Below are 5,693 nucleotides of genomic sequence, written 5' to 3'. Positions count from 1 at the left end.
TGCCCGTCAAGATGAACCCCGACCTGGCTATGGGTGATGATCTCTTGAAGAAGACCGGGGCGGGCAACCTGTTCATGGTTTTTGGCGAACCGGACGTGGATATCAAAAAGCAGAAAGACGGAACACTCGTGGTGGAAATCAAAGGTGTAGACGTGTATGACCCGACGACCGGTGAGATTCGCAGCGACTCCACCAACGACATCGCCTGCTGGTTCATCGACACCGATTACAACGGCGAGAGCTTTTTTGTACGTCACGCCTATTTCACCGGAGCAGATAATCCCTACGAAAAACTCAAGCGTGCGCTGCGGGCAGAGATTGATGAGGCGGCCTGGGCGAGCCTTTACAGCACCACCAGCCGACCCTTCGCGAGACCTCAGACCGGCAAGATCGCTGTCAAGGTGATCAACCACTACGGTGACGAAGTTCTAAAAGTGTTCGAGGTGTAGGGAAGCTTCCTGATGGGTTAACCTCCCAAACATAAGTGTTTTTAGCTCTTAAAACGCTATTTTCAGGCGTAAAATTGCTATTGCAAGCAGCCTGCGATTCACGAAGATGATACAAATCTTTCGAATCCGCTACCTTGCGGCCCGACCCCCATTTTCGACCCCATCAAAATATAAGTTTCCACTAATCTATCAGAGAATCTTATAATTTTATGGGCGCAAGTCCACAGCCTTTCGTCTATATGTGTAGTGGTGGGCACGCAAATCGCTGACCCAAATTACTCCTAAGGCCAAGCTCAAGATAAAAAGCCATAATGAGCCCCTCAACATAGATGCACCGAGAACGCCGAGAACCATTAGGGGGAAGGGGGACATCCTATAATCCTTCCGTCAAGCATAAAGTGTGCATTTTCAACAAACGAATTAATTCAACAAGATAGAAGAGCGGCTAATTTTTGAGCGTACTTCTCCTTATAGCTTGTTAAAAAATTTTTCGGCGAATCTCCCACTATCGCGAACCACGCATCTGATCGTTACGATTATCCAGCATGCCGCAACTAAATGCTGCTGCTAATCATCCCTTATCCAGATTTCAAAGTTCAGTGAGAGGCCCAGTATTGTCCCTCCAGAGGTCTAATGCCCCGACGTCCCTGCACGGGCTCTCTCGCCGAAGATGTAAAATTGTCTATTCTATATTTAGATAATCAGAGTTAAATACTTCCCTTTTTTTCATCAAAGTCCATGCGATCACCAGCATTTTTGCGGCCAGCTTAACGTGCATCTTTCTTTTAATCCCACGCTCACGTTCTCTTCCACGAAGAAGCTTGGTAAAGTATGTTCTGAATAAATCAACTCTTGCGGCTGCTACGTTAGCTGCCTGATACAAGGCATAGCGAAGCTCGCCATTTCCTTTTTTGGATATTACCGGAATCGCTTTGTCACTAAGAGAAGGGGGTCAGCCCTTGACTTAGGACAAATTAGCCCTGATTCCCCTAACACTTTTTTTTAGCAACTTGTCCCTTGCTGCCTTCGCCGAAAATCTTTGATACACCTTGGCCACTGCAGAATAGCTGAGACCTCCAAAAAGATGTCCTATTTGCTTGTTTGTCATACCTGTTAACTTTTTCATCAGGTAGATCGCCATATTTCTGTATTCCCCACAATTGCTAAAAACATCCTCACGGGAGACTTTGAAATAAGCACAAATGGTCTCTATAACATCGTCAGATCCGTATGCAGCTTGCAGCTCTTTCCTGTATGCGATCTCTTCCTTCTGCAGAATCCCACCCTTTAGTCTTCCCAAAGACTCCCTGATAAATGTTTTCCCTCCCAATATCGCTCCGCCATAAACGTTCTTTAGAGGATTCTCCAGTCCCTCTTCAATTTCCCCCTCAACAAAATCTCTGTACCTTTTCCGTGAGTCTTTCGTATCTGTCGAGATCATGTCCAGAATGAGATCATGATAGACAATATCTTCCTTGCTGTTGGAAATAAATGACCTATAGCTGCTGTGAGGATAGTCTTCTGGTTTCGCAACCATTTTTGCTCTGACCGGATTTAAGTGAACATAACGACTTAATTCAAGCAGGTAGCTGTCCCGATCAATGAGAATAGCTTTGTATCTTCCTTGAAAAAGGTGGCCGCTCCGTTTCCTTTTTCTATTGATATGGTTTGTGTAGGAACCATTGATATGATGCATCACCTTGCTCATATTAGCATTTGGCGTTTCTATGAGCAGGTGATAATGGTTGGTCATGAGGACATAACAGTGAAGTTGGCAGCCGTATTTCTCCTGAGCATCTCTTAAATAACTCTTGAATTTTTCATAGTCTGCTTCGGCATAATAAATCTTTCTTCGTTCATTTCCCCTGGCTGTTACATGGTAAAAAGCCCCTTCGTATTCAATCCGCAAAGGCCGAGCCATAAATATCTTTTCCTCCCTATGCTTGAGTATGCTTGAGAGAGGATACTATCAAACAACATGTCCCTTGTCAAGGGCTGACCCCAATATACCGCCAATATACCGCAATATGCCAATATGCTGTTTGATGTCAGATGCGTAGCTAATGAAAGTTTCCATTTTGCGGTTTCCTATTTATTCCGATTTGGACACACAACGCCGCTAATCAGCCGCGCGGCTTTTTGCGTCGGCTGAATTAGCCTTGTTCGGTCACTTAATCTGCATTGAGATTCTTCAAAATCTTCTTTGCCAATGGTTCTTTGATCTCGGCGTGCCGGGGGACAGCTTCCATCGCTCCGTTCTTCGGATTAATCCAAAGTGAATGCGAGGCTCCTTCCCGTTTCAGATAGCAACCCGCGATTCTCAACCTTCGCTCCAAGTCTCGTCGTTTCATCCAATCATCACCGTGTCTTGGATAGCATCCTCGGGCAGCCCTCGGAGAATGTCAGCCTTGCGATCCTCCAAGATCAATTCAATAGCCTGACGCAGACTAACCTTGGTTTCCTCTATCGTCTCGCCCTGTCCGTTGGCACCAGGCACCTCCGGACAGATAGCCCAAAAGCCGCCCTCGGGTGCGGCTTCTATGATTGCTGTAAATTCTGCCTTCATTATAATCTCCTATCGTTTGTTGTTGACCGAACCATTAAATGTTAAGAAATAAATCAATAATATTGGATATCAGCATATTGTTTCTTGACTTTAATCGTATGTTAATAGAGCATAATTTTTAATGGAAAAGCAAGAATTTTATAATCATAATAGATTGCCGCGTCGCTTAGCTCCTCGCAATGACCAGAAACGTAGTTATGCAAACCTCTCATGTGGAAATGGCTCTAAGATTATCAGAAAGACAAACAGCGGACTATGACAGACAGGGCAAAAACTATTCTCGGAGATGTGTTCGGATATGATGAATTCAGGCCTCTTCAAAGAGAAATTATAGGAAATGTTCTCAAGAAAAGAGACACGCTCGTTATTATGCCTACGGGAGGGGGGAAATCGCTCTGTTATCAAATCCCCGCCCTCATTTTTAAGGGTTTGACCGTTGTTGTTTCGCCCCTGATTTCGCTGATGAAGGATCAGGTGGAACAATTAGCGGAACTTGATGTCCCTGCGATATTCCTGAACAGTTCATTGTCTAATGAAGAATATAACCGCAATGTAGAACGTTTGATGAAAAACGGGGTCAAATTGCTTTACCTTGCCCCGGAAGCCCTTCTAACACCGAGGATGCTGTCGCTGCTTTCCTCGCTCCGGGTTGATTGTCTGGCAATAGATGAAGCCCATTGTATTTCGGAATGGGGGCACGATTTTCGACCGGAATACAGGCAGCTTGTAGCAGTCAGGTCTCGTTTCCCTTCTGCCACGCGTATCGCTCTTACGGCAACGGCGACACCGAGAGTTCAGGAAGATATAAAAAGCAACCTTAATTTTGATGCTTCAAATGAATTTATCGCCAGCTTTAACAGGGAAAACCTGTTCATTCAGATCACCCCGAAAAGCAAGCCGGTCTCACAAACCATAGAATTTCTCGAGAAGTATCCGGATCAATCGGGCATTATTTACTGTTTTTCCCGCAAACAGGTGGATGATCTGTATGAGATATTGAAAAGCAAGGGGTATTCCGTCAGGCCCTATCATGCCGGATTATCCGACGTAAAGCGCACACGAAATCAGGAATTGTTTATCAGGGATGATGTGCAGATTATAGTTGCCACAATCGCCTTCGGAATGGGGATCAATAAACCCAATGTCCGCTTCGTTATTCATTTTGATCTTCCTAAAAATATTGATACCTACTATCAGGAAATCGGTCGAGCCGGACGCGATGGATTAAGTGCCCATTGCCTGTTATTGTTCAGCTATGCTGATATTCGGAAAATCAAGTATTTCATAAACCAGAAAGACGATAATGAACAACGAATTGCCAACATCCATCTCAATGCCATGTTGCAATTTACCGAAACAGAGGTGTGCCGCCGCCGGCCTCTCCTGACATATTTCGGAGAAGATTATTCTACTGAAAAATGTGATATGTGCGACAACTGCCTGGCGGGAGAAAGAAAGTTTGTGGATATTACCGTTCCGGCCCAGAAGTTTCTCTCATGCGTAAAGCGGACAGATGAGGTATTCGGAGCGAATCACATCATTGATGTTCTGCGCGGCTCACAATCACAGAAGGTATTGAAGTTCGGACACCAGAATCTGTCAACTCATGGCATCGGAAAAGAGTATTCAAGAAAACAGTGGTTTCATCTTGCGCGGCAATTTATTCAGAAAGGCTTAATGACCCAGGACGCGGAGTACGGGGGTCTGAAGCTTACCGGAAAGGCATATGATGTTTTTAAAGGCAACGAAATTGTTCTCGGAAGACTCGAGGAAGAGCATATCGAGGACAGAAAGGGAAAAGGAAAGGAGTACGAGTATGATCGTGTTCTGTTTGAAAAGCTGAGGAAGAAGCGGAAGGAACTTGCCGATAAAGCCGGTATTCCGCCCTATGTCATTTTCCCGGATAAAACATTGATAGAAATGGCGGCATTTTTCCCACGGTCCCAAGAAAGCCTGCTTCATATTCATGGTGTCGGATCGGTAAAGTATAAAAAATACGGTACGATCTTTCTGGATATCATCGATGGATACTGCCGTGAGCATCATAAATAATGATGCATTAGTAAAAAGTCAGTTTTTGTCACCCAAAATCATGTCCTGAACTTGTTTCAGGATCATTCAGGGTCTCTAACTTGTTGAAATATTTAGATGCTGAAACAAGTGAGATCCTGAAACGAGTTCAGGATGACAAATGACACATTTTGAGACTTTTTACCAGACTGTCAAAGAATCTTTACAAATATCTGCTGGGAGGACACATGCTGAGATCCGAAGAAAAGAGGCAACAATATGTACACCGTCCCCCGGATATCCAAAGCGGGGAAAATAGATTTTCCAAATAATCCCTTGAACTAAAAGGGATTAATCTGATAAATGTGTGGTGGAAAAATGGAAAGCAGGCAAGCAAATAATATGAATTCCTGTTCAGGAGAGAAAATCCTCGATTCCCAGTGTGACTGCGAAAGTTAACACCATCAACAAAGAGGTCTTTGTGTGCATGCAAAAGAGGTCGGTGCCGATGGTGTTACCCTGGTCGGTGGATCGATAGGCCTCTGCGGAATGGCGATACAGTTTCTCGGGTTATAACCAGAACATGCGACTCCCAAATTAACTTGACATACGGACCTTTTTTTACCTATATTGCATGGGTGCGCTTCAATTTAGTGCGTGAGGAGATA

At 44.5% G+C, this 5,693-nt stretch carries 6 protein-coding genes; 2 read left to right on the top strand and 4 right to left on the bottom strand.

The features are described from left to right. A partial coding sequence (locus Q7J27_12820; GenBank protein ID MDO9530022.1) for a hypothetical protein occupies positions 1-449 on the top strand: 449 nt, incomplete at its 5' end. 682 nt (positions 450-1,131) lie between these two features. Here the strand turns inward: Q7J27_12820 and Q7J27_12815 are convergent. From Q7J27_12815 to Q7J27_12800, 4 genes are all read right to left on the bottom strand, one after another. Continuing rightward, positions 1,132-1,332: a hypothetical protein gene (locus Q7J27_12815; protein ID MDO9530021.1), complete on the bottom strand. Its 201-nt coding sequence runs from the start codon at positions 1,330-1,332 to the stop codon at positions 1,132-1,134. Between the two features lie 81 nt (positions 1,333-1,413). Then, positions 1,414-2,370 (bottom strand): transposase, encoded by a 957-nt coding sequence (locus Q7J27_12810; protein MDO9530020.1) that lies wholly within the window; start codon positions 2,368-2,370, stop codon positions 1,414-1,416. A gap of 250 nt (positions 2,371-2,620) precedes the next feature. Beyond that, on the bottom strand, positions 2,621-2,800 hold the full coding sequence (locus Q7J27_12805; protein ID MDO9530019.1) for a type II toxin-antitoxin system HicA family toxin: 180 nt from the start codon (positions 2,798-2,800) through the stop codon (positions 2,621-2,623). After that, positions 2,797-3,015 carry a type II toxin-antitoxin system HicB family antitoxin gene (locus Q7J27_12800; GenBank protein ID MDO9530018.1) on the bottom strand — a complete coding sequence of 73 codons (219 nt, stop codon included), beginning with the start codon at positions 3,013-3,015 and terminating at the stop codon, positions 2,797-2,799. The genes Q7J27_12805 and Q7J27_12800 overlap by 4 nt, the downstream gene beginning before the upstream one ends. A 255-nt stretch (positions 3,016-3,270) precedes the next feature. Here Q7J27_12800 and recQ point away from each other — a divergent pair, with 255 nt between their 5' ends. Further along, positions 3,271-5,067: a DNA helicase RecQ gene (gene recQ / locus Q7J27_12795; GenBank protein MDO9530017.1), complete on the top strand. Its 1,797-nt coding sequence runs from the start codon at positions 3,271-3,273 to the stop codon at positions 5,065-5,067. Positions 5,068-5,693 lie beyond the last annotated feature (626 nt).

The sequence above is a fragment of the Syntrophales bacterium genome (genome assembly GCA_030655775.1).
Classification (GTDB): Bacteria; Desulfobacterota; Syntrophia; order Syntrophales; family JADFWA01; genus JAUSPI01.
This window is presented reverse-complemented; position numbering and strand designations above follow the sequence as displayed.